Source organism: Pseudoflavonifractor sp. An85 (assembly GCF_002161235.1).
GTDB lineage: Bacteria > Bacillota > Clostridia > Oscillospirales > Oscillospiraceae > Enterenecus.
Window position 1 is genome coordinate 1 of record NZ_NFHE01000070.1, and the last position, 2,982, is coordinate 2,982.

Here is a 2,982-nt window from a genome sequence, read left to right on the forward strand (position 1 = left end):
AGTTCCAGACGTGCGCCCTAAAAACCCGGCACAAAGCCCAGCGCAAGCGGGTTTGTGACGGAGAGGAGGGGCAGCGGAATGAGCGAGCTTTCGCCGCAAGGTGGAAGCGAGTGATATGGAGCTTGTCCCGACGAAGGTCAAGCTAATAAGAGCGCAAGGGGAATGCCTTGGCATCAGGAGCCGATGAAGGACGTGGCAAGCTGCGATAAGCTTCGGGGAGGCGCAAACAGCCTTTGATCCGGAGATTTCCGAATGGGGAAACCCGGCAGTGCAATACACTGTCATCCTGCGTTGAACAAAATAGGCGTAGGAAGGGAACCGTCTGAACTGAAACATCTAAGTAGGACGAGGAAGAGAAATCAACCGAGATTCCGCTAGTAGTGGCGAGCGAACGCGGAAGAGGGCAAACCGGTGGATTTATCCACCGGGGTTGTGGACAGTCATTTAGCAGAGGTTATCTAGGAGAACGGCATGGGAAGGCCGGCCATAGCGGGTGATAGCCCCGTATCCGAAAGAGAAGGCTGTGAGACTGGATCCAGAGTACCGCGGGACACGTGAAACCCCGTGGGAAGCTGGGGGGACCACCCTCCAACCCTAAATACTACCTGATGACCGATAGTGGAGCAGTACCGTGAGGGAAAGGTGAAAAGGACCCCGAGAGGGGAGTGAAATAGAACCTGAAACCTTGTGCTTACAAGCACTCAAAGCCCGTTAAAGGGTGATGAGGTACCTTTTGTAGAATGGTCCGGCGAGTTATTGTTACTGGCAAGGTTAAGGTATTCAGTACCGGAGCCGCAGCGAGAGCGAGTCTGAATAGGGCGTATGAAGTCAGTGGCAATAGACCCGAAACCGGGTGACCTATCCATGAGCAGGTTGAAGTGGAGGTAAAACTCCATGGAGGACCGAACGCACGCTCGTTGCAATGATCGGCGATGACTTGTGGATAGCGGTGAAATTCCAATCGAACCCGGAGATAGCTGGTTCTCCCCGAAATAGCTTTAGGGCTAGCGTTGTTTTAGATTACTGGAGGTAGAGCACTGAATGGGCTAGGGGGCGATAAGCTTACTGAACCCTATCAAACTTCGAATGCCAGATAATTGATGAACAGCAGTCAGACTGTGTGAGATAAGTCTCATAGTCAAAAGGGAAACAGCCCAGACCCACAGCTAAGGTCCCAAATATACGCTAAGTGGAAAACGATGTGGAGTTGCGAAAACAACCAGGATGTTGGCTTAGAAGCAGCCACTCATTAAAAGAGTGCGTAATAGCTCACTGGTCGAGTGACTCTGCGCGGAAAATGTAACGGGGCTAAGCGTATAACCGAAGCTTGGGCTTGTCTTAGGACAGGGGTAGGGGAGCGTCGAATATGGGGTGAAGTCGCATCGGAAGGAGCGGTGGACTGTATTCGAGTGAGAATGCCGGAATGAGTAGCGAGAATCATGTGGGAATCATGATGGCCGAAAATCTAAGGTTTCTTGGGGAAGGTTCGTCCGCCCAAGGTAAGCCGGGAGCTAAGGCGAGGCCGAAAGGCGTAGTCGATGCACATACGGTAGAAATTCCGTAGCCACCGAACTTTAAGCACACTGACACTTTGGAATAGCCGGACCCGGGCGTTGGTTGACCCGGGCGCAAGGGACTGAAATATAGTAAGGAAGCCGGCGATGTCCAGAGGCGAGAAAAGGTGTGAGGTATACTAAGGTGCCCGTACCGCAAACCGACACAGGTAGATGAGGAGAGAATCCTAAGGCCAACGGGAGAAGGGTTGTTAAGGAACTCGGCAAAATGACCCCGTAACTTCGGGATAAGGGGAGCTCCCTAAGGGGAGCCGCAGAGAATAGGCCCAAGCGACTGTTTACCAAAAACACAGGTCTATGCTAAATCGAAAGATGACGTATATGGGCTGACGCCTGCCCGGTGCTGGAAGGTTAAGAGGAGGGCTTAGCGCAAGCGAAGGTCTGAATTGAAGCCCCAGTAAACGGCGGCCGTAACTATAACGGTCCTAAGGTAGCGAAATTCCTTGTCAGGTAAGTTCTGACCCGCACGAATGGCGTAACGATTTGGGCGCTGTCTCAACAGCCCACCCGGCGAAATTGTTGTACTGGTGAAGAAGCCAGTTACCCGCAACTAGACGGAAAGACCCCATGGAGCTTTACTGTAGCTTAATACTGGAGTTCGGTAATTCATGTACAGGATAGGTGGGAGACTGGGAAGTACGGGCGTCAGCTCGTATGGAGTCACCCTTGGGATACCACCCTTGGATTGCTGGGCTTCTAACCTGCGGCCGTGAATCCGGTCGGGGGACACTGTTAGGTGGGCAGTTTGACTGGGGCGGTCGCCTCCTAAAAGGTAACGGAGGCGCTCAAAGGTTCGTTCAGCACGGACGGAAATCGTGCATTGAGTGTAAACGCATAAACGAGCCTAACTGCGAGACCGACGGGTCGAGCAGTAACGAAAGTTGGAGTTAGTGATCCGGCGGTATGCAAGTGGAAGTGCCGTCGCTCAACGGATAAAAGCTACCCTGGGGATAACAGGCTGATCTCCCCCAAGCGTCCACAGCGACGGGGAGGTTTGGCACCTCGATGTCGGCTCGTCACATCCTGGGGCTGTATTCGGTCCCAAGGGTTCGGCTGTTCGCCGATTAAAGTGGCACGCGAGCTGGGTTCAGAACGTCGTGAGACAGTTCGGTCCCTATCTGTTGCGGGCGTAAGAGATTTGAAGAGAGCTGTCCTTAGTACGAGAGGACCGGGATGGACATACCTCTGGTGCACCAGTTGTCCTGCCAAGGGCACAGCTGGGTAGCTACGTATGGACGAGATAAACGCTGAAGGCATCTAAGCGTGAAACTCCCTCTAAGATTAGATCTCTCATCCTTTATGGAGTAAGGCTCGACGTAGACTATGTCGTTGATAGGTCGGAGGTGGAAGCGCTGTGAGGCGTGTAGCTGACCGATACTAATTAGCCGAGGGCTTGACCTACAAGAAT

Annotated in this window: 1 rRNA gene; it reads left to right on the top strand. The window is 53.1% G+C overall.

The window, feature by feature from the left end:
* Positions 1–135 precede the first annotated feature (135 nt).
* A 23S ribosomal RNA gene (locus B5G37_RS14185) occupies positions 136–2,975 on the top strand.
* Positions 2,976–2,982 lie beyond the last annotated feature (7 nt).